Annotated in this window: 19 protein-coding genes; 14 read left to right on the top strand and 5 right to left on the bottom strand. The window is 69.7% G+C overall.

The window, feature by feature from the left end:
- Nucleotides 1-225: 225 nt before the first annotated feature.
- On the top strand, nucleotides 226-681 hold the full coding sequence (rplS, locus tag ACV7NL_RS10095; RefSeq protein ID WP_056189527.1) for a 50S ribosomal protein L19: 456 nt from the start codon (nucleotides 226-228) through the stop codon (nucleotides 679-681).
- 158 nt (nucleotides 682-839) lie between these two features.
- On the opposite strand, the gene ACV7NL_RS10090 is transcribed toward rplS, so the two are convergent.
- Together ACV7NL_RS10090 and ACV7NL_RS10085 are read right to left on the bottom strand one after the other, a co-directional pair.
- Nucleotides 840-2,858, bottom strand: a complete 2,019-nt coding sequence (locus ACV7NL_RS10090) for a putative bifunctional diguanylate cyclase/phosphodiesterase (protein WP_463355577.1) — start codon at nucleotides 2,856-2,858, stop codon at nucleotides 840-842.
- Nucleotides 2,859-3,227: 369 nt separating this feature from the next.
- Entirely contained in the window at nucleotides 3,228-4,817 is a 1,590-nt protein-coding gene (locus tag ACV7NL_RS10085; RefSeq protein ID WP_056189532.1) for a catalase, read from the bottom strand.
- Nucleotides 4,818-4,955: 138 nt separating this feature from the next.
- Between ACV7NL_RS10085 and ACV7NL_RS10080 the strand changes: the two genes are divergently transcribed.
- The 8 genes from ACV7NL_RS10080 to ACV7NL_RS10045 all read left to right on the top strand — a co-directional run bounded on the left by ACV7NL_RS10080 (nucleotide 4,956) and on the right by ACV7NL_RS10045 (nucleotide 14,902).
- Nucleotides 4,956-5,930: a LysR substrate-binding domain-containing protein gene (locus ACV7NL_RS10080; RefSeq protein WP_056189535.1), complete on the top strand. Its 975-nt coding sequence runs from the start codon at nucleotides 4,956-4,958 to the stop codon at nucleotides 5,928-5,930.
- 63 nt (nucleotides 5,931-5,993) lie between these two features.
- Nucleotides 5,994-7,043 (top strand): AbrB family transcriptional regulator, encoded by a 1,050-nt coding sequence (locus tag ACV7NL_RS10075; RefSeq protein WP_463355576.1) that lies wholly within the window; start codon nucleotides 5,994-5,996, stop codon nucleotides 7,041-7,043.
- A gap of 1 nt (nucleotide 7,044) precedes the next feature.
- On the top strand, nucleotides 7,045-7,401 hold the full coding sequence (locus ACV7NL_RS10070; protein ID WP_056189539.1) for a diacylglycerol kinase: 357 nt from the start codon (nucleotides 7,045-7,047) through the stop codon (nucleotides 7,399-7,401).
- Nucleotides 7,402-7,645: 244 nt separating this feature from the next.
- A complete protein-coding gene (locus tag ACV7NL_RS10065) occupies nucleotides 7,646-8,644 on the top strand; it encodes an asparaginase (RefSeq protein ID WP_463355575.1) in 999 nt (332 codons plus the stop codon).
- Between the two features lie 198 nt (nucleotides 8,645-8,842).
- Complete coding sequence (ilvA, locus tag ACV7NL_RS10060) at nucleotides 8,843-10,396, top strand: threonine ammonia-lyase, biosynthetic (protein WP_463355574.1); 1,554 nt, start codon at nucleotides 8,843-8,845, stop codon at nucleotides 10,394-10,396.
- Between the two features lie 213 nt (nucleotides 10,397-10,609).
- A complete protein-coding gene (locus tag ACV7NL_RS10055) occupies nucleotides 10,610-12,772 on the top strand; it encodes a methyl-accepting chemotaxis protein (protein WP_463355573.1) in 2,163 nt (720 codons plus the stop codon).
- 133 nt (nucleotides 12,773-12,905) lie between these two features.
- Nucleotides 12,906-13,823: a prolipoprotein diacylglyceryl transferase gene (gene lgt / locus ACV7NL_RS10050; protein WP_056189550.1), complete on the top strand. Its 918-nt coding sequence runs from the start codon at nucleotides 12,906-12,908 to the stop codon at nucleotides 13,821-13,823.
- The gene (locus ACV7NL_RS10045; protein WP_463355572.1) at nucleotides 13,820-14,902 is read left to right on the top strand and encodes a class I SAM-dependent methyltransferase; all 1,083 of its coding nucleotides are present in this window, start codon (nucleotides 13,820-13,822) and stop codon (nucleotides 14,900-14,902) included. Before lgt ends, ACV7NL_RS10045 begins: the two co-directional genes overlap by 4 nt.
- 186 nt (nucleotides 14,903-15,088) lie before the next feature.
- Here ACV7NL_RS10045 and ACV7NL_RS10040 read toward each other — a convergent pair whose 3' ends face one another.
- On the bottom strand, nucleotides 15,089-15,547 hold the full coding sequence (locus tag ACV7NL_RS10040; RefSeq protein ID WP_463355571.1) for an N-acetyltransferase family protein: 459 nt from the start codon (nucleotides 15,545-15,547) through the stop codon (nucleotides 15,089-15,091).
- A 408-nt stretch (nucleotides 15,548-15,955) separates the two neighbouring features.
- Here ACV7NL_RS10040 and ACV7NL_RS10035 point away from each other — a divergent pair, with 408 nt between their 5' ends.
- The 4 genes from ACV7NL_RS10035 (at nucleotide 15,956) to rimM (ending at nucleotide 18,952) form a co-directional block, all read left to right on the top strand.
- Nucleotides 15,956-16,180 (top strand): glutathione S-transferase, encoded by a 225-nt coding sequence (locus ACV7NL_RS10035; protein WP_463355570.1) that lies wholly within the window; start codon nucleotides 15,956-15,958, stop codon nucleotides 16,178-16,180.
- Between the two features lie 44 nt (nucleotides 16,181-16,224).
- Nucleotides 16,225-17,778, top strand: coding sequence for a signal recognition particle protein (gene ffh / locus ACV7NL_RS10030; RefSeq protein WP_463355569.1), 1,554 nt, complete (start codon nucleotides 16,225-16,227; stop codon nucleotides 17,776-17,778).
- 114 nt (nucleotides 17,779-17,892) lie between these two features.
- Nucleotides 17,893-18,255, top strand: a complete 363-nt coding sequence (rpsP, locus tag ACV7NL_RS10025) for a 30S ribosomal protein S16 (RefSeq protein WP_055957770.1) — start codon at nucleotides 17,893-17,895, stop codon at nucleotides 18,253-18,255.
- 10 nt (nucleotides 18,256-18,265) lie between these two features.
- Nucleotides 18,266-18,952 (top strand): ribosome maturation factor RimM, encoded by a 687-nt coding sequence (gene rimM, locus ACV7NL_RS10020; RefSeq protein ID WP_056189560.1) that lies wholly within the window; start codon nucleotides 18,266-18,268, stop codon nucleotides 18,950-18,952.
- Nucleotides 18,953-19,325: 373 nt separating this feature from the next.
- Here rimM and ACV7NL_RS10015 read toward each other — a convergent pair whose 3' ends face one another.
- Together ACV7NL_RS10015 and ACV7NL_RS10010 are read right to left on the bottom strand one after the other, a co-directional pair.
- A complete protein-coding gene (locus ACV7NL_RS10015; RefSeq protein WP_463355568.1) occupies nucleotides 19,326-21,005 on the bottom strand; it encodes a sensor domain-containing diguanylate cyclase in 1,680 nt (559 codons plus the stop codon).
- A gap of 203 nt (nucleotides 21,006-21,208) precedes the next feature.
- Complete coding sequence (locus tag ACV7NL_RS10010; protein WP_463355567.1) at nucleotides 21,209-22,000, bottom strand: class I SAM-dependent methyltransferase; 792 nt, start codon at nucleotides 21,998-22,000, stop codon at nucleotides 21,209-21,211.
- 71 nt (nucleotides 22,001-22,071) lie between these two features.
- Here ACV7NL_RS10010 and trmD point away from each other — a divergent pair, with 71 nt between their 5' ends.
- Nucleotides 22,072-22,797, top strand: a complete 726-nt coding sequence (trmD, locus tag ACV7NL_RS10005; RefSeq protein WP_056478984.1) for a tRNA (guanosine(37)-N1)-methyltransferase TrmD — start codon at nucleotides 22,072-22,074, stop codon at nucleotides 22,795-22,797.
- The last annotated feature ends 55 nt before the right edge of the window (nucleotides 22,798-22,852 follow it).

Genomic DNA, 22,852 nt, shown 5'->3' with positions numbered 1-22,852 from the left:
CGGGAATGACGCCGGAAGGCTCCGCCGCCCTCTCCATGTGGACCGGAGCGGCGATTTTCTCAACCGTGCGGGCTGCGCAGAGCCCGCCCCGAAACCGCCGGGACCGGGTTGGACAAGGGGCCGCACCTCGTGTATGGCCCGCCTCAATTCAAAACAGGATGCCGAAATCCTGACGCACGCGGTCCCATCCGGGGATCACGGGCGCGCACCGGCAGGATATCATCGATGAACATCATCCAGCAGCTCGAGCAGGAGCAGATCGCTTCGCTCGGCAAGACCATCCCCGACTTCCAGCCCGGCGACACCGTGACGGTGAACGTGAAGGTGAAGGAAGGCGAGCGCACCCGTGTGCAGGCCTATGAGGGCGTCTGCATCGCGCGCTCCGGTGGCGGCCTCAACGAGAGCTTCACCGTCCGCAAGATCTCCTACGGCGAAGGCGTCGAGCGTGTGTTCCCGCTCTACTCGCCGCTGATCGATTCGATCGCCGTCGTCCGTCGCGGCAAGGTGCGTCGCGCCAAGCTGTACTACCTGCGCGATCGTCGCGGTAAGTCCGCCCGTATCGTCGAGCGCGCCGATCGCCCCGCCGAGAAGGCCGCCAAGGCCGATGCCTCGAAGGCGAACAAGGACGCCCGCAAGGCCGAGAAGGCCGCCAAGAGCGCGGCCAAGAACGCTGCTGAGTAAGACGGCTGCCGAGTAAGATCGCAGCAGGATCCGATGAACATCTGACGGGCGCATCGCGCGCGCGTCAGCCGGATACGAGAAGGCCCGCGCGGGATATCGCGCGGGCCTTCCGTCGTTTTCGGAGCAGAATCCGTCGCCACCGACCGGACGATCGGTGATCAGGCCTGCACGGCGAGGCGTCGGCGGCCCGTGACGAACCAGCCCTCGTCCCGGGACAATCCGAATCGCAGGGCGGCGTTGTGGGCGACCCAGTCCAGCGCGGCAGGCTCCGGCATGGCGCCGGCGAAGTGGAAGCCCTGAAGGATCGGGCATCCGAGCTGCTTCAGGATGTCGAACTGGGCGCGGGTCTCGACGCCTTCGGCCACCACCGTCACCCCGAGGGTCCGGGCGAAGGCCAGGATGGCCTTCATCAGCAGGCGGTCCCGTTCCTCGTCGACGAGGTTCTTGATGAAGCTCCGATCGATCTTCAGGCAGTCGAAGCGCAGGTTGCGCAGGGCTCCGATCGACGAGTAGGCGACGCCGAAATCATCGACGATGATGCCGACTCCCATCCCGATCAGCGCCTCGACATCCGCCCCGCCCCGCTCGCTCGAATAGACCGCCTCCTCGGTGATCTCGATCGCGAGGCGCGCCGGCGCGACCTGGTGGGCCGCCAGTTCGGCGGCGACCATCGCGGCGAGGGGATAGCTGCCGAATTCACTCGGCGACATGTTGATCGAGACACGGACGTGGGAATGGCCGGCGGCATCGAGCTGCTGCGCCATACGACAGCCGTCGCGCAGGATGACCTGCATCACGGCGCGCGACTGGCGCGTCGCCAGGGCAGCCGCGATCACGTCCGGGGGCGACACCCACCCCAGCTTCGGATGGTTCCAGCGCAGCAGCGCCTCGACCCCGACCACCGCGCCGGTCCGACTCTCGACCTGGGGCTGGAACCAGGCCCGGATCGCCCGGCTCTCCAGGGCGCCGGCGAGGTCGCGCTCGATCTCCCGCTTGATCCGCGCCACCCGGTACATGGCCTCCTCGTACCGGCACCAAGCGCCACGGCCCTTCGATTTCGCGACATAGAGGGCCAGGTCGGCATGGCATTGCAGGTCTACGAGGGTGTCGGCGTCACCCGGGTAGCGGGCGATGCCGACGCTGGCCCCCGCCTGGACGGTCTGGCCGGACGCCGTGACGAGCACGGCAAGCTGCGCCACGATCTCCCGCGCCAGCCTCGGCCCGTCGTCCCGGCCGGGCGGACCGGGGACCAGGGCGGCGAACTCGTCGCCTCCGAGACGCGCGACCACGGCCTCCGCGCCGAGAATCCGTCTCAGGCGCGCACCGGATTCGACCAGGACCGCGTCGCCGACCGCATGCCCGAAGGTGTCGTTGATGCCCTTGAAGCGATCGAGGTCGATCAGCAGGATCCAGAACTCCTCCCGATCCGCCGTCCCATTCCCCAGGCGTGCCTCGAAAGCGGCTTGATAGGCCGCCCGGTTGAACAGGCCGGTCAGGTGATCGTGGGACGCCGAATATTCGAGGCGGCGCAGGGCCTGCTCGGCGGCGAGATTGGCGGCCTTCAACGATTCGGCCAGCGCGGTGGCTTCCAGCTTGAGGCGGCTCGATTCCAGGTAATGCGCCTCCTGGTCGGTCGCGCCGCGAATCATCAGCACCGCGAGGATGATCAGGTTCACGGCGATGATCTGCGCGCTGAGAGATCCCTCGACGAGGAACAGCACCGTGAGGACCGCGAGGCTCGGAAGCATGAAGGCGATGGCGGGAGCCCGGGACACCTTGCTCTGGATGACCCCGGCATTCAGGCTGCAGAAGGCCAGGGCGACCGCCACCGACTGGGTGTGTCCGTTCTGCGCGAGGCCGATCAGGGCACCGGCCCAGCAGAGGCCCGAGAGCAGGGCGCCGATCCACGCGAAGGCCAGGACCCGGTCGGGGTACCGGTCCGCGTGGCTCAGCCTCAGCCATCGGGCGGCAATCAGGGCACGGGAGAAGTTGAGCAGGGCGTTGACGCCGACGAAGGCGAGGATCAGCGCGCGAGGAACCAGCTCCCACATCATCCCGCCGAGGGACACCGAGACGAACACGTTCGCGATCAGCGTCGGGCGCATGCCCCGCAGGACCTCGCGCGCCCGATCGCGCTCGATGATCGCCTCGACGGAGCTGAGCTCGTTCCTGATCAAGGCTGATCTCTCGTCCCGCGCTCGAACACCCTGGCATTCTGCCACGCCGGCTATCTGACAGACCAATCGGTAAATATATCGTGCGTCCTTCGAATAACGCAGCCTATAGGGGGAATCATTAAAAACAAGAACTTGTCTTCAACAACATAAGATTTCAAATTTACAGCACATCACACCGCAACGTCCGTGCCTGTCGAACGACGGATGTCCGTCACCGCTCGATGGATGTCATTGCGTCGAACCCCTCGTCGCTCGTCGTTCCCGATCCGACCTTTGCCTGCGGCGCGCAGAGGATCGAGCAACGAAAAAGTCCCGCCGGGTCCTAGGACCCGGCGGGACTCGATCAGCCTTCGCGATGAGACGGTGAGTTTACTCGGCGGCGATGCTGTGAGCCTGGCTGCCGTCGGTATAAGTCTCGGCCTGGAGCCGCTTGCCCGGCGCGGCGCGGCCCGGAAGCGGCGGCAGAGCCTTGGCCTTTTCCAGATCGATCCCCGCACCCTCGGCGACGCGACGGCCGTAATCTTCGTCGGCGTGCCAGAAGTGCCAGACCATGCGCAGCTGGATCGGCTCCGGGCACTGCTTCATATCGCCGACGAGGTTGGCGATCAGGTCGTCACGCTCCCAATCCTGGAACGAACGGTAGCGCACGCCGGCCTGGGTGTAGTCGTCCTCGGTGCGCGAGGTCTGGTAGCGGCCGAGCTGGCCCTGCACCGGCTGGTGATAATCCTTGGCCGGCTTCGGCGCCTCGCGCAGACCCTCGGCCAGGGTCGAGGGCTCATAGTTGATGTGGGCATTCGGGCCGGTGCCGTCGACGCCGTAGGTCATCTGGCCGTCGCGCTGATTCGAATAGACCTTCACGCCCGGCTGCGGCGCGTTGATCGGCAGCTGGAGGTAGTTGGCACCGACGCGGTAGCGCTGCGTGTCCGAGTAGGACAACGTCCGGCCCTGGAGCATCTTGTCGTCCGAGAAGTCGATGCCGTCCACGAGCACGCCCGTGCCGAAGGCCGACTGCTCGACCTCGGCGAAGAAGTTGTCCGGCACGCGATCGAGCACCATGCGGCCGACGGGCAGCAGCGGGAAGTCCTCGACCGGCCAGAGCTTGGTGTCGTCGAGGGGATCGAACGACAGGTGGTCGTTCGGACCGTCGGGCATGATCTGCACGCAGAATTCCCACTCGGGGAAGTTGCCGGCCTTGATGTTGTCGTAGAGGTCGCGCGTGGCGTGGCCGACATCCTTGGCCTGAATCTCGGAGGCCTGGGCCGAGGTCAGGTTGCGGACGCCCTGCTTGGGCTCCCAATGGAACTTGCACAGCACGGCTTCGCCCTGGTCATTGACCAGCTTGTAGGTGTTGACACCCGAGCCCTCCATCTCGCGATAGTTGGCGGGGATGCCCCAGGGCGACTTGAGGTGGGTCACCATGTGGATGGCTTCGGGATGCTGCGCCACGAAGTCGAAGAAGCGCCACGCCTCCTGCCGGTTGGTCACCGGATCGGGCTTGAACGCGTGGATCATGTCGGGGAACTTGATCGCGTCGCGGATGAAGAAGACCTTGAGGTTGTTGCCGACCAGATCCCAGTTGCCGTCGACGGTCTTGAACTTCACCGCGAAGCCGCGCGGGTCGCGCTCGGTCTCGGGGCTTTCCTTGGCGCCGGCCACGGTGGAGAAGCGCACGAACATCGGCGTCTTGACGCCGGTCTCGTTGAGAACGCGGGCGCGGGTGTACTTGGAGGCCGGCTCGTTGCCGATCTTGCCATAGGCCTCGAAGTAGCCGTGAGCGCCGGCGCCGCGGGCGTGGACGACGCGCTCCGGGATACGCTCGCGATCGAAATGCGTGATCTTCTCGATGAACTGGTAGTTCTCGAGGGTCGCGGGGCCGCGCTCGCCAACCGTACGGGTACTCTGGTTGTCGCGAACCGGGTGGCCCTGTCGGGTGGTCAGGATCGGGCGCTGATCGCTCATGCGGTGCTCTCTCGCTCAGATAAGATCGTCGCGGCGACCGCCGCATCCGAATCTTGGAATCATTCCGAGCCGGTCTTATGGACCCGCGCCGGCGATTTGGCTAATGCATCGTGGCGAAAGGGATGATAGGCAAAGCCTATGAATATGTCGGGCCTGTCCCTGCGCGATCTCGAATATGTCGTGGCCGTCGCCGAGGAGATGCATTTCGGCCGGGCCGCCGAGCGCTGCAACGTCAGCCAGCCCACCCTGAGTGTCCAGGTCCGCAAGCTGGAAGATCTGCTCGGCCTGGCTTTGTTCGAGCGCGGCAACCGCCGGGTGATGCTGACCCCGGCCGGCCAGACCATCGTGCGCCAGGCCCGCATCGTCATGGCGGAGGCCCAGCGCCTCCTGGTCCTGGCCAGCGAGGGGCGCGGCGCCCCGCTCACCGGCCGCCTCGTCCTGGCGGCCATCCAGACGCTCGGGCCCTACCTGTTCCCCCTGGTGTTGCGGACCCTGCGCCAGGAGTTTCCGCTGCTGGCCCTGGCCCTGAGCGAGGCCCGCACCGCCGAGATTCTCGAAGGATTGCGCAACGGCCGCATCGACGCGGCCCTGATCTCGCTGCCGGTGCCGGCCTCCGGGCTCACCGTGTCGCCGCTCTTCGTCGAGCCGTTCCAACTCGCCTGCCCGGCCGAGCACCCCCTCGCCCGGGGCGGTGCGCTCCGCGCCACCGACATCGCCGGGCCGGACCTCCTCCTCCTCGACGAGGGCAACTGCCTGCGCGACCAGACCGTGGCGGCCTGCGGCGCCGGCTCCGCCGCCGGGCGCCACGCCACCAGCCTGGAGACCCTGCGCTCGATGGTGGCGGCGGGGGCCGGATACACCCTGCTGCCCACGCTGGCGGTTCCCACCGGACCCGACCCGAGCGGCCTCACGGTGACTCGCAGCTTCGACGTCGACGGCCCCGGCCGTACGATCGCCCTGGCCTGGCGCACCAGCGATCCGCGCAGCGACGGCCTCGCCCATCTCGCCGCCTTCTTCCGCGCCCATGCCCCGTCCGGCACCACCGCCTGCCGCGACGACGGCATGCCCCGCCCGCGCATCCCGCGCCGTGACAGCGTGGCCGATCCGGTGTAGCGCCCGGCACGACGGGCCGTACGGCCCGGCCTTCGCGTCTCTCCGCATCCTTCCGGCCTCTCCGTGCTCTCACTGCGCTTTCTCGGCCGTTGGGCGGCTCTCCTCGGCACCTCCGGCCTCCTGGCCTATGGCCTCGACCACGCGCATTTTCCGGCGGCGCTCCTGCTCGGGCCGATGGTGGCGGCGATCGCCTTCGGCGTCGGCGGCGCGAACCTGTCGGTGCCGAAATTCGGCTTCCAGGCGGCCCAGGCGATGATCGGTTGCCTCGTCGCCCATACGGTGACCGGCGAGATCGTCCGCACGGTGTCGGAGGACGGCGCCCTGATCCTGGCGGTGGTGCTGGTCACGGTGCTGGTCGGCGGCGTGGTGGGCTGGGCGCTCACCCGCCTGCGCATCCTGCCGGGCTCCACGGCGGCCTGGGGCTCGTCCCCCGGAGGCGCCGCTGCCATGGTGGCGATGTCGGAGGAATACGGCGCCGATCCCCGCCTCGTGGCCTTCATGCAATACGTGCGGGTGGTCGCCGTGGTGCTGTCGGCGTCCGTCATGGCCCGCCTGCTCACCGATGTCACCGACGTGGTGCCGGCATCCGACCCCTTCAGCGTGGCGCCGCTCTCGATCCTGGCGACCCTGGCGGTGGCGGCCGCCGGCGCCGTTCTGGCGAAGGTCCTGCGCCTGCCGGCCTTCGCGCTGATCGGGCCGATGCTGCTCGGCGCGGCGCTCCACGCCTCCGGCCTCGTGTCGATGGCACTGCCCATGCCGGTCCTCGACCTCGCCTACGCCACCATCGGCTGGTATGTCGGCCTGCGTTTCCGGCGCGAGACCCTGCGCGAAACGGTGAGCGCCCTGCCGGGCATCATGATCGCCACCCTGGGGGTGATCGCCCTGTGCGGCGGCTGGGCCTACGGGCTGACCTTCCTGCTGCCCATCGACTTTCTCACCGCCTACCTCGCCACCAGTCCCGGCGGGCTCGATTCGGTGGCGATCATCGCGGTCGGCTCGAAGGTCGACGTGTCCTTCGTGCTCGCGGTCCAGACCCTGCGGCTTTTCGTGGTGCTGGTCACCGGACCGGTCGTGGCCAAGTGGATCACCCGCAGCGCTCCGGCGGCCCGCTGAGATGCACGCCCTCTACCTCGCCTTCCTCAATTCCTGGCGCGGCCTCGTGCACGGCGCCCGCACCGAGCGGGCCGTGCGCCTCGAACTCGTGCTGCTGGTCCTCGGGGTGCCGCTGGGGCTGCTGCTCGGCTCCACGCTCTGGGTCCGGGTCGCCCTGCTGGCGAGCCTGCTGCTGATGCTGGCCGCCGAATTCCTCAACACCGCGATCGAAAAGCTCTGCGACCACCTCCATCCCGGGCACCATCCCAAGATCGGCATCGTCAAAGATCTCGCCTCGGCCGGGACCTTCTCGGCCCAGGGCATCGCCGCGCTGATCTGGATCGCCGCACTGGTCGAGCGCCTGTCGGACCACCCCTGACGCCGCATCGACAGTGACGGCCTCGAACGAAACGAGCCGATCACAGTCGCAGGCCCGATGAAACAGCATCGCCCTGCGTGATCTGGACAGGGACGGCGCGGTCCTTCAACGCTGGACGTCCGGTCGATCGTCGACGGAGCGACCGCAATCCTTTGAAACGACTTGCGTCCACCGAGGTGCGTTCATGCCGGTAGCCATGATTCTGAGACAGACACTGTTCGGCTTGAGCGGTTTACTGCTTCTGATGCAACCGACAGCTGCAGCCGACCTGCCGAAGATTGCCGTGATCGCGACCGGCGGAACCATCGCCATGAAGCTCGACCCGGCCACGCATACGCCGGTGCCGGCCCTCTCAGGCGAGGATCTCGTCGCGGCCGTCCCGAAGCTCAAGGACCTCGCGGCGATCGCCGTCACCGAGTTCAGCAATGTCCCGAGCGACTATATGGGGCCGGATCGCTGGCCCGGCCTGTCACGCAAGGTCGACGAAATCCTGGCCGACCCGGCGATCCGCGGCGCCATCGTCCTGCACGGCACCGATACCCTGGATCAGACCGCCTACTTCCTCGACCTCACCCTGAAGAGCGACAAGCCCGTGGTCCTGGTGGGCGCCCAGCGCAACGCCTCCGACTGGGATTCGGACGGGTCGCGAAACCTCCTCAATGCGGCCCGGCAGATTCTCGCCGACGGCGCGAACGGCATGGGCGTGACGGTGACGCTGAACCATCACATCAATGCCGCCCGCGAGGTGCGCAAGACGCATACGAGCAACGTCGAGACCTTCAATTCCGGCGATGCCGGCTTCCTCGGCTACGTCGACGAGGACCGGGTCGTGTTCAGCCGTAAGTCGCTGCGCCGCCAGACCCTGCCGCTGCCCGAGCGCATGCCCCGGGTCGATCTCGTGGCGATGTATGCCGGCGCCGACGGCAGTCAGGTACGCCACGCCGCCGAAACGGGGGCGGAGGCCATCGTGGTCGAGGCCTATGGCTGGGGCAACATGAATGCCGAGATGCACGACGCCATCGCGGAGGTCATCGCCAAGGGCGTCCCGGTCATCGTGGCCACGAAGGTTTCCAACGGCCGGGCGCTGCCGGTCTACGGCTTCAAGGGCGGCGGCAACACGCTGCTCAAGGCCGGCGCGGTCTTCGCCGACGACCTGACGCCGGACAAGGCGCGCATCCTCACCCTGATCGCGCTGCCCAAGACCCGGGAGCGCGCGGCGCTGCAGGCCCTGTTCGACAAGTAGGCGCCTTCGCGTCGCTGCCGGGAGGGCCGGCGTCGCCGCCATCGTGCGGCGGCGCCCGGACAGGATCTTGCCTGCGACAGGACCTCGCCCGCGACAGGACCTCGCCCGCGACAGGACCTCGCTCGCTTCTGGCGCGCCGAGCGCCTATGTGCGGGCATCCGTCTTCCGCATCGCCGCCTCGCCGGAGCCCGTGTCTCCTTGACCGACTACATCCGCAAGATCCTCACCGCCCGCGTCTACGACGTCGCTATCGAGAGTCCGCTCGACCCGATGCCGCGCATGTCGGCGCGCCTGGGCCGCCCGGTGCTCCTGAAGCGCGAGGACCTGCAGCCGGTCTTCTCGTTCAAGCTGCGCGGCGCCTACAACAAGATGTCGGGCCTGTCGCCCGAGCTGCTGGCCAAGGGCGTCGTCTGCGCCTCGGCCGGCAACCATGCGCAGGGCGTGGCGCTCGCCGCCGCACGGCTCAACGTCCGCGCCGTCATCGTGATGCCGCGCACGACTCCGGCGATCAAGGTCGATGCCTGCCGGGCGCGCGGCGCCGAGGTCATCCTGTTCGGCGATGCCTTCGACGAGGCGCTGGGCCATGCCCGCGAATTGGAGGCGCGCGATGGGCTGACCTTCCTGCACCCCTTCGACGATCCCGACGTGATCGCCGGCCAGGGCACCATCGGGATGGAGATCCTGACCCAGCATTCCGGGCCGATCGAGGCGATCTTCGTGCCCGTCGGCGGCGGCGGCCTCGCCGCTGGCATCGCCACCTTCGTGAAATACCTGCGGCCCGAGACCAAGGTCATCGGCGTCGAGCCGGACGATGCCGCCTGCATGGCGGCTGCCCTGGCGGCCGGGAAACGGGTGGTGCTGCCCACCGTCGGCCTGTTCGCCGACGGCGTCGCCGTGCGCGAGGCCGGAGCCGAGACCTTCCGGCTCTGCGCCGAGTTCCTCGACGAGGTCATCACCGTCGACACCGATGCGATGTGCGCGGCGGTCAAGGACATCTTCGACGACACCCGCGCCATCTCGGAGCCCTCGGGCGCCCTCGCGCTGGCCGGCGCCAAGGCCTACGCCGCGCGCCAGGGGGACGGCGCCGGGGCGGGGACCGGCACGCTGGTGGCGATCTCCAGCGGCGCCAACCTCAACTTCGACCGCCTGCGTCACATCGCCGAGCGGGCCGAGATCGGCGAGGAGCGCGAGGTCCTGCTCGGCGTCACTATCCCCGAGCGCCAGGGCGCGTACCGCGCCTTCATCCAGACCCTCGGGCCGCGGGCGATCACCGAGTTCAACTACCGCTACGCGACCGGCACCGATGCGCAGATCTTCGTCGGCATCAATCTCGCCGGCGGCGCGCGGGAGAAGCACGGCCTGATCGAATCGCTGCGCGCCGCCGGCTACCGGACCGTCGACATGAGCGACAACGAGATGGCCAAGGTCCATATCCGCTACATGGTCGGCGGCCGGACCACCGGGCTCGCCCACGAACGGCTCTACCGCTTCCAGTTCCCGGAGCGCCCGGGCGCGCTGATGAAGTTCCTCGACGCGCTCGGCGACGACTTCGACATCAGCCTGTTCCACTACCGCAATCACGGAGCCGATTACGGTCGCGTGCTCGCCGGCATCGGTGTGCCGCCGGCGGACCGCGCCCGCTTCGATGCCGCCATCGCGAAGCTGGACTATCCGTGCATCGACGAGACCGACAACCCGGCCTACCGGATGTTTCTCGACGACGGCGGAGCATCCGGCCGGGAAGCTGCCTGAGCCGGATGGGTTTCGGCCATCCGGTTTGAGTTGGCGTGTGGTCGACCAGAGTCTCCGCCGCGTCGCTGGCCGAAACGCACCAATTGATGCCGCATCGGCGGAGCGTAACCGGCAGTCACTGCCTGGGCTGCCGAGCGACGGGCGGGCTGAAACCTAATTCTTCAGTATTTGGTTGCATGATCGGGCTTCGCATTTCCCGATCGGTGCCCTTCGATGCCTCGTCACTCCAGTCTGAACTTCCGCCTTCCCGCAATCACGGTCGGGCTCGCCCTCGTCAGCGCCACCGTGATGGGCGGGCTGAGCTGGTACAGCGCCCGCGCCGGGCTGGTGGATGCTGCCCAGGAGCGCCTGCAATTCGCCGCCTCGGCCCGCAAGGCGGGAATCGAGCTGGTGGCCGAGCGGGTCGGCGGCGACCTCGTCACCATCGCGGGCAACCCGCAGGTGGGCGGCAATTTCGGCGACCTCGTCGAAGCCCTCGATCCGGCCAAGGCCGATTTCGCCGGTCTCGTCCGCACCTACACCGAGGGCGCGACGCTGGAATCCCGCCTCGGCGCCGAGGCGGCCGGCACGATGTACGGACGTCGCCACGCCAAGGTCCAGGAGGTCGCCCGCAAGATCCTGGAGCGGCCGGGCTATGCCGACCTCGTCTTCGTCTCCGAGGACGGCCGCATCGTCTACACCACGACCAAGGGCAAGGATTTCGGACGCGCCCTGGCCGAACCCGATCTGGCCGGCACCGGCCTCGTCCGTCTGGTGGAGCGCCTGAAGGCTTCCGGTTCCGACGCGACCCTCTACGAGGATTACGGCGCCTACCCGGCCGATGCCGTGCCGTCGGCCTTCATCGGCCGCGCCATCGCGCGCCGCGCCAACGTCGCCATGGGGACCGGCCAGGACTCGGCCCGGATCGGCTTCGTCGTGATGCGCCTGACGCCGGCCCTGTTCGACCGCACCCTCGCGGATCGCGGCGGCCTCGGCGAGACCGGTCAGGTCATGGCGGTGGGCGGCGACGGCGCCCTGCGCAGCGACCCGCCGCTCACGGCCAACTCCGGCAAGCCCGTGACCGCCGGCACACCCGCGACGGCTCTGGGCCTCGACAAGGATGCCCTGGCGAGCGGGCGCCCCTTCACCTACCAGGACGGCGCCGGGCGCCGCATGGTCGCCACCACCAAGGTCTCGGTGCTCGGCGCACCGTGGACCATCCTGGCCGAGCAGTCCGAGGACGAGACGCTGGCGGCGGTCGGAACCCTGACCCGGGCGCTGGCCTTCACGGCCCTGGCGGTGCTGGCTGTCACGGCGATTCTCGGCCTGCTGTTCGCCCGCACCATCGTCGGTCCCCTCGGCGCCCTGACCCGCGCCCTGCAGGCGCTTGCCCGCCGCGAGACCCTGGCCGAGGTGCCGGGCAGCCGCCGCGCCGACGAGATCGGCGACATCGCCCGCGCGGTCGTCACCATCCGGGACATCTCCCTGGAAGAAGCCGCCCAGCAGCTCCAGACCACCGAGGCGGCACGCCTGCGCCAGGAGACCGAGCGCCGCGCCCTGCTGCGCGACCTCGCCGACCGGTTCGAGCACTCCGTCGGCGGCATCGTCGGCACCGTTTCGCAGGCTTCGTCCGACCTCCAGGGCGCGGCCTCGGGCATGACCGAGGCGGTGGCCGGCACCGCCCGTCGCTCCAGCTCGGTCGCGGCGACCGCGCAGGAGACCGCCGGCAACGTCAACGCGGTGGCGGTGGCGGCCGAGGAACTCGGCGCCACGGTCGGCGAGATCGGCCGGCAGGTAGAGCAGGCCTCCGCCATGTCGGGTCAGGCCGTCGAGGAGGCGGGCCGCACCGCCGCCACCATGCAGACCCTGTCCGAGGCCGCGACCCGGATCGGCGACGTGGTCGGTCTCGTCTCGCAGATCGCCAGCCAGACCAACCTCCTGGCGCTCAACGCCACCATCGAGGCGGCCCGGGCCGGCGAGGCCGGGCGCGGCTTCGCCGTAGTCGCCTCGGAGGTGAAGAACCTCGCCGAGCAGACCAGCCGCGCCACCACCGAGATCGCCGAGCAGGTCGAGGCGATCCGTTCCGCCACCACCGGCGCCACCGGGGCGATCCGCAGCATCGTCACCCGTATCGAGAGCATGAGCGTCGTCACCAGCAGCATCGCGGCGGCGGTCGAGGAGCAGGGTGTCACCACCCAGGAGATCGTCCGCAACATGGGCCAGGCCTCGGCCGGCACCGGGGCGATGAGCCAGGACATCGAGGCGGTGGCGCATGCGGCGGCGGAGGCCGGCGCCACGGCGGCCCAGGTCCAGCGCGCCTCGGCGGACCTGTCGCGCCAGTCCGAGCACCTGCGCACCGAGGTCGGCACCTTCCTCGCCACCGTGCGGGCCGCCTGAGGCGCGCGCCCCTTCCCCCGCGAAGAAGGGCCGGCGGCGCTCGCCGGCCCTGCTTCGTCAGCCATGTCCTCAGCGGCCTTGACCCCCCGGCGGGCTTGGCTCCAATGCCCCGGGTCAACCGGGACGCCTCGCCATGCCGCCGCTCCTCGCCCTGCCCTTCCCCGCCATCGATCCCGTAGCGGTGGCGATCGGGCCGATCACCATCAAGTGGTACGCGCTGGCCTACATCGTGGGCCTGCTCGGCGGCTGGTACTACGCCCGTCGGCTGGTGGCGGCGGACCGCTACTGGGGCGTGGTGCGGCGCCCGACTCTCACCGACATCGACGATCTCATCGTCTGGGTGGCGCTCGGCGTCGTGCTCGGCGGGCGCATCGGCTACGTGCTGTTCTACAACCTGCCGCTCTACCTCTCCGACCCCATCGAGATCCTGGCCATCCGCAACGGCGGCATGTCCTTCCACGGCGGTTTCCTCGGCGCCGTACTGGCGATGCTGCTGTTCGCCCGCGCCCGCAAGCTCCAGCCCTTCACCTTCCTCGACATCGCCGGCGTGGTGGTGCCGATCGGGCTGTTCTTCGGCCGCATCGCCAATTTCGTGAACGGCGAATTGTGGGGGCGCATCGCCCCGGACTTCGCCTACGCGGTGGTGTTTCCCTCCGGCGGCCCCCTGCCCCGGCATCCGAGCCAGCTCTACGAGGCCGCCACCGAGGGCGCCCTGATGTTCGTCGTGATGGCGCTGGCGGTGCGCGCCTACGGCTTCCGCAAGCCCGGCCTGATGGGCGGCATCTTCGTCCTCGGCTATGCCCTGGCCCGGACCTTCTGCGAGTTCTTCCGCGAGCCGGACCGCCAGCTCGGCTACCTGTTCGGCACCGAGAACTGGTCCACCGGCGGTATCACGATGGGGATGGTGCTGTGTGTCCCCATGGCGCTCGTCGGGCTCGCCGCCATCGTGATGGCGTTGCGCGGCACCACCCGCCCGCGTGTCGCGGTGGAGGACCTGCCCCCCGCGAGCACCGCCAGCGCCGCCAATCCGGCGAAGGCCGACGCGGCGTGACGAGTCCGCTCTTCGCCGCGATTCGCGACGAGATCCTGGCCTCGGGTCCGATCGGGCTCGACCGCTACATGACCCTCTGCCTCGGCCATCCGGTCTACGGCTATTACCGCACCCGCGACCCGCTCGGCGCGAGTGGCGACTTCATCACCGCCCCCGAGATCAGCCAGATGTTCGGCGAGCTGATCGGCATCTGGATCGCGGCGACCTGGGGCGCGATGGGCGCGCCGCCCGATCTCGCTTTGGTGGAACTCGGCCCCGGGCGCGGCACCCTGATGCAGGACGCGCTCCGGGCCTTGTCACGCGCCGCCCCGACACTCCGCCCCGCCCTGCACCTCGTCGAGACCAGCCCGGTCCTGCGCGAAGCGCAGGCGACACGCCTCGCGGCCGCCGCGCCGACCTGGCACGACAGCATCGATACCCTCCCGCGCGCGCCGACCCTCGTCATCGCCAACGAGTTCTTCGACGCGCTCCCCGTGCGCCAGTTCCAGCGCACCGCGCGCGGCTGGTTCGAGCGCCTCGTGGGCCTCGCCCCGGACGGGACCGCCCTCGCCTTCGGCCTCGCCGCCGAGCCCGACACCCGCATCACCGCGACCGGTCCGGACGGGGTGCTGATGACCCTGCCGAGCGCCGCCCTCGAGCTCGTGCGCAGCCTCGCCCATCGCCTCGTCGCCGACCGGGGCGCGGCCCTGATCATCGATTACGGCCATGTCCGGCCCGGGTTCGGCGATTCGCTGCAGGCGATGCGCGGCCACGGTTTCGTGCCGCCCCTCGCCACGCCCGGCGAGGCCGACCTGACCACCCATGTGGACTTTTCCGCCCTGGGCCGCGCCGCCCGCGCCGAGGGCGCGACCCTGCACGGCCCGGCCGACCAGCGCGACGTTCTCGCCGCCCTGGGCCTGCGCGAGCGCGCCGAACGCCTTAGCCGCGACGCCAGCCCGGCCCAGCGCGATGCGATCACGGCAGCGGTGGCCCGCCTGATCGACCCCTCCCGGCGCGGCATGGGCAGCCTGTTCAAGGCGATGGCGTTTTCGGACCCGTCGCTCACCGCCCTCCCGGGTCTCCCGACGGCGCCGTCGTAGGCGGCTCGGCCCGGCTCAGGGCATGCGACGGGCTGGCCACAGGGTTCCGAGATCCAGTGCGCGAGCGCCGCAGAGGAACAGCAGCAGGGTCAGGGTGTGGGCGCCCATGTGGGGGCTCCGTGATCGGAGTTTCTTCGAAATCCTGTGCTGCCGGCGCCGTCGCCAACCGGCGCAACACGGCTGACGCTACTTTGCCACGCCCGGGTCGGCCCCGATCATCCCGGACAGATCGCGCCAGCCATAGGCCAACTCGGTCAGCGATACCCCTTCCTCCGTGTCCATCGTCTCGGCCACGCGTTCACCACCCAGGCGCTCATAGAAAGCGCGGGCACCGCTGTTGTCCTGCAGAACCCAGACCGTAGCGGCCTTGAAGCCCTGGTCCGCCAGCGCCATGCCCATTCTGCGCATCAGAGCGCGGCCGAGCCCGGAACGCTGGTGTGATCGGCGGAGATAGAGGGCGCTGACCTCGCCATCGAAGCCGCCAGCCCGCAACTCGGCATCGCGCTGGCAGCAGCACGACGCGAGGGCAACGACTTCGCCTCGATCCTCCGCAACGAGGACGGCGACTACGCCGTTCGTCTCCATGCCGTCGAGAATCGTGCGCCACATCGCGATGCGCGACGCGACCGAGAGGGCTGCCAGCATCGCATCGGGGAGATGCCCCGCGTAGGTCTCACGCCACGACGCAACGTGCAGGCGCCCCATCGCGTCCGCATCACCGGACGTCGCCCTGCGAACCTGGACTATCGCCACCGGACCTCCTCTTACGCCGAGACGGCCCCGCACAATGTCAGGACGCATCCGCAGGACATTCCCGTTGAACGGGTGGGACGATGTCAAACGGAAAGGCATCCGCGACCCGCAAAACTTGACTTCACCCCCTCATCGGATTAACCGCCATCGCATTCATGCGACGGTTTGATCGTCAACACGAACGCCGACCGGCCCTGTGAGGCCGGAGGTCAACGCCCGACAGCGCGATGCGCCCTCGGGCGGGTTTCGCGTTGGAGAACAGGGCGTCGGTTCCGGTTCACACGTCGTCGTCGAGTCCCGATGCCCAACGCCCCCGCGAAGACGCCCCTGCGCATCGAGGATGCGGTGAACGATACCTGCCCGTGGTCGGGCAAGCCGATCGCGGCGGATTCGCTCACCCTCTACAACGGCGCCGTGGTGGGCTTCTGCAATCCGGAATGCCGCGACAAGTTCGCCAAGGCGATCCGCAGCTTCGAGGACGCGCTGCAGGCGCGGCGGGCCGAGAGCGCGGGCGTCAATCAGTGATCGCTCCGTCGATGCAGACGATGCCGGTTCAGGGAGCCTGACGCATGTTCGAAGGCCTGTCCGATCGCCTCTCCGGAATTCTCTCCGGCCTGACGCGCCGCGGCGCCCTCACCGAAGCCGACGTCACCGCGGCTTTGCGTGAGGTCCGCCGCGCCTTGCTGGAGGCCGACGTCGCCCTCGAGGTGGTGCGCGGCTTCACCGAGAAGGTGCGCGAGAAGGCCGTCGGCGCCGTCGTGCTGAAGTCGGTCACGCCCGGCCAGATGGTCGTCAAGATCGTCAACGACGAGCTGGTGGCGATGCTCGGCTCGGAAGCCGGCATCATCGATCTCAACGCCCCCGCCCCCGTCGCCATCCTGATGGTCGGCCTGCAGGGCTCGGGCAAGACCACCACCACGGCCAAGATCGCCCGCCGCCTCGTCGCCCGCGACAAGCGCAAGGTTCTGCTCGCCTCTCTCGACACCCGTCGCCCGGCCGCCATGGAGCAGCTTGCGATCCTGGCCAAGCAGGTCGAGGTCGAGAGCCTGCCGATCGTCGCCGGCCAGTCGGCCGTGCAGATCGCCAAGCGCGCCATGGACGCCGCCCGCCTTGGCGGCTTCGACGTGGTGATGCTCGACACCGCCGGCCGCATCACCCTCGACGAGGCGCTGATGGCGGAGGCGGCCGAGGTCAACGCCGCGACCAACCCGCACGAGGTGCTGCTGGTCGCCGACGCGCTCACCGGCCAGGACGCGGTCAACACCGCCCGCGCCTTCGACGAGCGCCTGGGCGTCACCGGCATCGTGCTGACCCGCATGGACGGCGATTCGCGCGGCGGCGCGGCCCTGTCGATGCGCGCCGTCACCGGCAAGCCGATCAAGCTCGTCGGCACCGGCGAGAAGGTCGACGCCCTGGAGGAATTCCATCCCTCCCGCGTCGCCAACCGCATCCTCGGCATGGGCGACATCGTCTCGCTGGTCGAGAAGGCGGCCGAGACCATCGACCACGAGCAGGCGCTCCGCACCGCGGAGAAGATGCGCAAGGGCAAGTTCGACCTCGACGACCTGTCGATGCAGCTCGCCCAGATGGAGAAGATGGGCGGCATCGGCGGCCTGATGGGCATGCTTCCGGGCATGGGCCAGATGAAGAAGCAGGTCGAGAGCGCCAACCTCGACGAGAACATGTTCAAGCGCCAGCGAGCCATCATCTCGTCGATGACCGCGCAGGAGCGCAAGAATCCCGACCTCCTCAAGAATTCCCGCAAAAAGCGCATCGCGGCGGGTTCGGGGACGAAGGTGGAGGAGCTGAACAAGCTCCTCAAGATGCACCGGACCATGGCCGACATGATGAAGGCGATGGGCTCGGGCAAGCGCGGCATCGGCCAGGCGCTGGGCTCGATGTTCGGCATGGGCGGCGGCGGTGGAATGGGCGGTATGCCCGGCCTGCCCCCCGGCATGGCGGAGCCCACGCCGGAGATGATCGCCGACATGCAGAAGCAGCTCGGCGGCAAGCTCCCCCCCATGCCTCCGGGCCTCGGGGGCAAGATGCCGGGCCTGCCAGGCCTCGGCGGGCCGAAGGGGCTTCCGGGCCTCGGCGGCTTCCCGTTCGGGAAGAAGAAGTAGCACCGGGGCGCCGGTGCGCAGCGACGAGCGAAGGGACCTGCGTCTTCTCCGCTCCTCTCTGCCCACCGGACGCCTCATCCGACACACGCAACACCCCCTCATCAGGAGAAATAAATGTCCCTCAAGATCCGCCTGACCCGTGGCGGCGCCAAGAAGCGCCCGTACTACCGCATCGTCGTCGCCGACGCCCGCGCCCCGCGCGACGGCCGCTTCATCGACAAGGTCGGCGTCTACGACCCGATGAAAGCCAAGGACGATCCGGCCCGCATCGTCCTCGAAGCCGACAAGATCCAGGCCTGGCTCGCCAAGGGCGCCCAGCCGACCGACCGCGTCCTGCGCTTCCTCGACGCCGCCGGCCTCGCCAAGCGCCCCGCGCGCAACAACCCGCAGAAGGCCGAGCCGGGCGAGAAGGCCAAGGAGCGCGCCGCCAAGCGCGCCGAGAAGGCCGCTGCCCCGGCCGAAGACGCCGCGGCCTGAGGTCCCTCGCATGGCGCGTCGTCCCGGAGGCCTATCGACCCACGGTGACGGCGGCCGCCGTGCGCGGCCCGGCCGCATCGGCAGCGAGGCGGCCACCTCGCCCCACCGGCCCAAGGCGGAGGTCGACGCGCCTCTGCCGCCCACCGACCCGAGCCTCGTCCAGATGGGCGAGTTCGGGCGGGCGCACGGGCTCAACGGCGAGGTCCGGCTGAAATCCTACACCGGCGACCCGCAGGCCATCGCGTCCTACGGGCCGCTGATCGGTGCCGATGGCCGCCGCATCGAGCTCACCGATGTCCGGCAGGCCGGCGGTGCCTCCCCCGACCTCCTGGTCGCGCGCGTCAAGGGCGTCGGCGACCGCACCGGGGCGGAGGGTCTCAACCGCCTCGCCCTGTACCTGCCGCGCGAACGCCTCGGCACCGTGGCGGAGGAGGACGAGTTCTTCACCGCCGATCTCGTCGGCCTCGACGTGGTCGACACGCAGGGCACGGTGCTGGGCACCGTCGCGGACGTGCCGAATTACGGCGGCGGCGACCTTCTCGAAATCAAGCCGGCCCAGGGCGGCGCCACAGCCCTCCTGCCCTTCACCAAGGCCTTCGTGCCGGACCTCGACATCGCCGGGGGCCGCGTGGTGATCGACCCGCCGGAGGACCTGTTCGCTCCGGCCCAGCCGCGCCCGCCCGAAGAACCCGTCTGAGGACCTCGTTTGGCGGGAACTGCCGATCCGGTGACGCTCGGGGAGGATCATCGGATCGGCCAGCGTCCCCCATACGACAGGGAGGCCGAACGGACCGGGTGACACGCCGCGTTCGTCACCGAAACGGTGAAGGCCCGACGTTCGCCGTCCCCGGGGCATCGCGTGGGCAGGCGTGATCGCCGGCAGGCGCTGCTTGGCGTAGTGCGCCGCGTCCTGACCGGTGTCGAACACCACGCCCTCGTCGCCCCGCAATACAGCCCGATCGTAGATGTCGAAGTCGAAGCGCGGCTTGGTTGGTCTCGCGAGCACCGTGCGTAAGCACATCGGTCCCGGAGGCGTGGGAGGCCGTGGGCAGCGCCGCGACAGCGTCACCTTAGCCCGAACCACCGGAGAACGGACCCTCCTCCCTCGACCGGTCGCGGGCGACGGACCCGGACGCCGGCGCTCCGTCCGGGTCGGACAGCATCGTCGAAGTGCGCCGCTCGAAAAATGCCGCGTCATCCGAAGCAGCGGACCCGCCCGAAGGGTCGGCGTGGCGGGTCTGGTTCCGCCCGTCCGCCTTGGCCGCGTAGAGGGCGGCATCCGCGGCACGATAGAGGTCGCTCAGCGACCACATCCCCGGTTCGACGTCGTCGCTGCTCGCCACGCCGATGCTGACCGTCAGCGTGCCCGCCGCGATGCCCGAGACGGCGAGATCGAGGCGGCCGACCGCCGCGTGGATGCGGGCCGCGACACGGGCGGCGCCCAGACCGTCGCTTCCGGGAAGCAGCACCACGAATTCCTCGCCGCCGACCCGGCACACGAGGTCGCCGGCGCGGGCGACGCTGGCTTCGAGGCAGCGCGCGAGGCCTTTCAGCACCTCGTCGCCGACGGCGTGGCCATAGCGGTCGTTGAGCGCCTTGAAGTGGTCGGCATCGATGACCAGGAGCGACAGGGGGAACGGCGACAGCGATCCCGCCGCCCGGGCCTCACCGATCGCTGACTCTCCGATCCCCACTCCACCGATCCCCGCCAAGGCCTCTTCAAACCGGCGTCGGTTCGGCAATCCAGTCAGGGCGTCGGTGCGCGACAGGCGGACCAGTTCCTCCTGCATCCGGGCGCGCCGCCGCAATTCGCGCCCGAACAGCAGCGACAGACCGGCGGTGAGCCCACACAGGATCAGCAGCACGCCGCCCAGCACCGCCGCCCGCCCGCGCCACTCGGCCTCGATCTCCTCGGGCGCCAGGGTCACGTCGAGGATGAGGGGCAGGTCGCCGATCCGCATGAAGGTGTGGAGCCGCGACCCCGTGTTCTGGATCGTGGGGCCGACGAAGCTGCCGTGCCCGACGCGGACGAGGTGCTGGAAGACGGGCGAATCGGCGACGCTCTTCCCCAGCGTTCCGTCCCAGGGGGGATACCGCACCAGGCGCGTGCCGTCCGCCCGGTAGAGGTTGATCGCCCCCTTGGTCCCGAGCGCGAGGTTTTCGAACAGGCTGCTGAAATAGGTGAGCTTCAGGGAGGCCTGCACCACGCCGCCGAAGCTGCCGTCCGGCTTGGCGATCCGTCGGCTCAGCACCACCACCGGAACGCCGAGGAACCGGGAGATCACCGGCTCGCTGATGTCGAGCCCGATATCGGGATGGTCGCGATGGATGCGGAAATAGGAGCGATCGGCGTTGTTGAGTTGGCGCGCCGGCACGGCGTTGGCGTCGTAGAGGGTGTTGCCGGCCTCGTCGATCACCAGGATCACGCCCATGTCGCGGGTGGTGACCGCGCGGTCGAACAGGATGAGCTGGCGCAGCTCCGGGCCGAGGGCGGCAAAGCCCGGCGCCGACAGGTTCTCGACCGCGCCGCGCAGGGCCAGGTCGATCACCTCGATGTTGCGGGCAATGTCGCGCTCGATCACCTGAAGCAGGTTGCGCGACGTCTGCTGCGCCTTCTCCCACGCGTCGTCGCGCAGGTTGAGCAGCATCGTCCCGGAAACGACGAGCATGCCGAGGGGCGCGAGAATGCCGAGGCCGATCCAGGCGCTGGTCGCATCGAGACGACGCCAAAAGCCGGCCACCAGGCGCATCGTCGGAATCATCCCCTGGTTGTAAAGCCCAGAAGGCGATACCACGCACAGAACGATTCCAGCCTGCGCTCAGGCCGGCCCACCACCCCTTTTGGTAACGACAACCTCAGCGTGTCTCACGACACCCTTCCCCGCGTCGCGCCGTACCAGCGTCCGGGGGATCGTCGCCCGGGGATCGCCCGAACCGCGCTCCAGGCCCCGCGCTATCGCCGGCCCGCGCGCGTGGTCTCATCCCGGCAGGGCCGGATCGACGCCGGGTCCGGCCTGTCCTCGGGTCGCGGCGCCGCGAAGATCGCGAGGTAGCCGACGCCGCCCTCGAGCACGGAAAACCCGGTCTGGCGGTATCCGGCGGCGGCCAGTTCGCAGGCCAGCAGTTTCGGCGGCGTTCCATGGCGCGCGGGAACGTCGTCCGCATCGACGATGCCGACCTTTCCACCCGGCTTCATCATGGGGCCGAGATTGTGCAACAGGCCAAAGGGCTGGGCGATCTCGTGATACATGTGGACCAGCACGGCGGCATCGAGGGAGCCCGCCGGCAGGCGCGGATCGTGCGGCTCGCCGCGCACAACCGTCACGTTGGTCAGGGCGCTCTTGGCGATCCGGGTCTCGAGCCCCGCCAGGTAGCGTGGCGTGACATCCTCGGCATAGACCTGCCCCTGGGGGCCGACCCGCTCGGCCATCCGCACCGTGTAATAGCCGCTGCCCGCCCCGATATCGCCGACGCCCTGGCCCGGGGCGATGCCCATCAGCCGCATCACCTGCCCGACCTCGTCGACCGAATCGCGCTGCGATTCGGAGGCCCAGAGCGGCGCCACGATCTCGGCGACGGGCCGGTCGGGCTTGGGAAACGCGGTCGCGGGCGCGCCGGGCGGCGCCAGCGGTTCGGCCGCCTGCGTCGTATCCGGTGTGATCACGCCGGCCCCGGAGAGCGCCGCCGCCAGGGCGAGCGATCGGACGAGGGGAGAGCGGAGATGGGCAATGCCGGACAGGACCATGGCGGGACAACCCACCCCGAACGGTTCGGTGCCACGTTGACCGGGCGCATCTCCGCGCGCCATCAAGCGGCATGACCGTCCCCTCCCCCGTCGCCGGGTCCAGCCGACCCTGGACCGCCACGATCCTCACCCTCTACCCGGAGATGTTTCCCGGTCCGCTCGGGCTGTCCCTGTCCGGCGAGGCGCTTGCGCGGGGCACCTGGAGCCTGGAGGCGCGCGACATCCGCGAGCACGGCCTGGGGCGCCACCGGGCGGTGGACGACACCCCGGCCGGGGGCGGCGCCGGCATGGTGCTGCGCTGCGACGTGCTGGCATCGGCCATCGACGCCGCCGCCCCACCCGACGACCCGCGCCCGCGCCTGCTCATGAGTCCCCGAGGGCGACCGCTGACCCAGGCACGGGTCCGGGCCTTGAGCGAAGGCCCCGGCCTCGTCGTCGTCTGCGGCCGGTTCGAGGGCGTCGACGAGCGGGTCATCGCCGGTCGCGGCCTGGAGGAGGTGTCGATCGGCGACTACATCCTCTCCGGCGGGGAGATCGCCGCCTTGGTGGTGCTCGATGCCTGCGTGCGCCTGCTGCCCGGCGTGATGGGCAAGCTCGCCTCGGGGGTCGAGGAAAGCTTCGAGACCGGGCAGCTCGAATATCCGCACTACACCCGCCCCCGCGACTGGGAGGGCCGGGCCATTCCCGACGTGCTGACCGGGGGCAACCACGGCGCCATCGCCCGCTGGCGTCAGGCCGAGGCCCTGCGCCTCACACGCGAGCGCCGGCCGGATCTGCTCCGGCCGGCGAAGGGCTGACGTCCCGCTCGGACCCGTCCGCCCGCGGCGGGACCCGACGCGGATCGAACCGCGT

The sequence above is a fragment of the Methylobacterium sp. Ger2507 genome (assembly GCF_055231875.1).
Note: the sequence above shows the minus strand (reverse complement) of the source record. Positions and strands in the feature narration are given on the sequence as shown.

Coding starts and splice junctions, on each gene's coding strand:
- rplS (WP_056189527.1), top strand. CDS start 226: ATGAACATCATCCAGCAGCTCGAGCAGGAGCAGATCGCTTCGCTCGGC.
- ACV7NL_RS10085 (WP_056189532.1), bottom strand. CDS start 4,817: ATGAGCGATCAGCGCCCGATCCTGACCACCCGACAGGGCCACCCGGTT.
- rpsP (WP_055957770.1), top strand. CDS start 17,893: ATGTCCCTCAAGATCCGCCTGACCCGTGGCGGCGCCAAGAAGCGCCCG.
- ACV7NL_RS10010 (WP_463355567.1), bottom strand. CDS start 22,000: ATGGTCCTGTCCGGCATTGCCCATCTCCGCTCTCCCCTCGTCCGATCG.
- trmD (WP_056478984.1), top strand. CDS start 22,072: ATGACCGTCCCCTCCCCCGTCGCCGGGTCCAGCCGACCCTGGACCGCC.
- ACV7NL_RS10065 (WP_463355575.1), top strand. CDS start 7,646: ATGCAACCGACAGCTGCAGCCGACCTGCCGAAGATTGCCGTGATCGCG.
- ACV7NL_RS10080 (WP_056189535.1), top strand. CDS start 4,956: ATGAATATGTCGGGCCTGTCCCTGCGCGATCTCGAATATGTCGTGGCC.
- ACV7NL_RS10015 (WP_463355568.1), bottom strand. CDS start 21,005: ATGCGCCTGGTGGCCGGCTTTTGGCGTCGTCTCGATGCGACCAGCGCC.
- lgt (WP_056189550.1), top strand. CDS start 12,906: ATGCCGCCGCTCCTCGCCCTGCCCTTCCCCGCCATCGATCCCGTAGCG.
- ACV7NL_RS10070 (WP_056189539.1), top strand. CDS start 7,045: ATGCACGCCCTCTACCTCGCCTTCCTCAATTCCTGGCGCGGCCTCGTG.
- rimM (WP_056189560.1), top strand. CDS start 18,266: ATGGCGCGTCGTCCCGGAGGCCTATCGACCCACGGTGACGGCGGCCGC.
- ffh (WP_463355569.1), top strand. CDS start 16,225: ATGTTCGAAGGCCTGTCCGATCGCCTCTCCGGAATTCTCTCCGGCCTG.
- ACV7NL_RS10040 (WP_463355571.1), bottom strand. CDS start 15,547: ATGCTGGCAGCCCTCTCGGTCGCGTCGCGCATCGCGATGTGGCGCACG.
- ACV7NL_RS10055 (WP_463355573.1), top strand. CDS start 10,610: ATGCCTCGTCACTCCAGTCTGAACTTCCGCCTTCCCGCAATCACGGTC.
- ACV7NL_RS10035 (WP_463355570.1), top strand. CDS start 15,956: ATGCCCAACGCCCCCGCGAAGACGCCCCTGCGCATCGAGGATGCGGTG.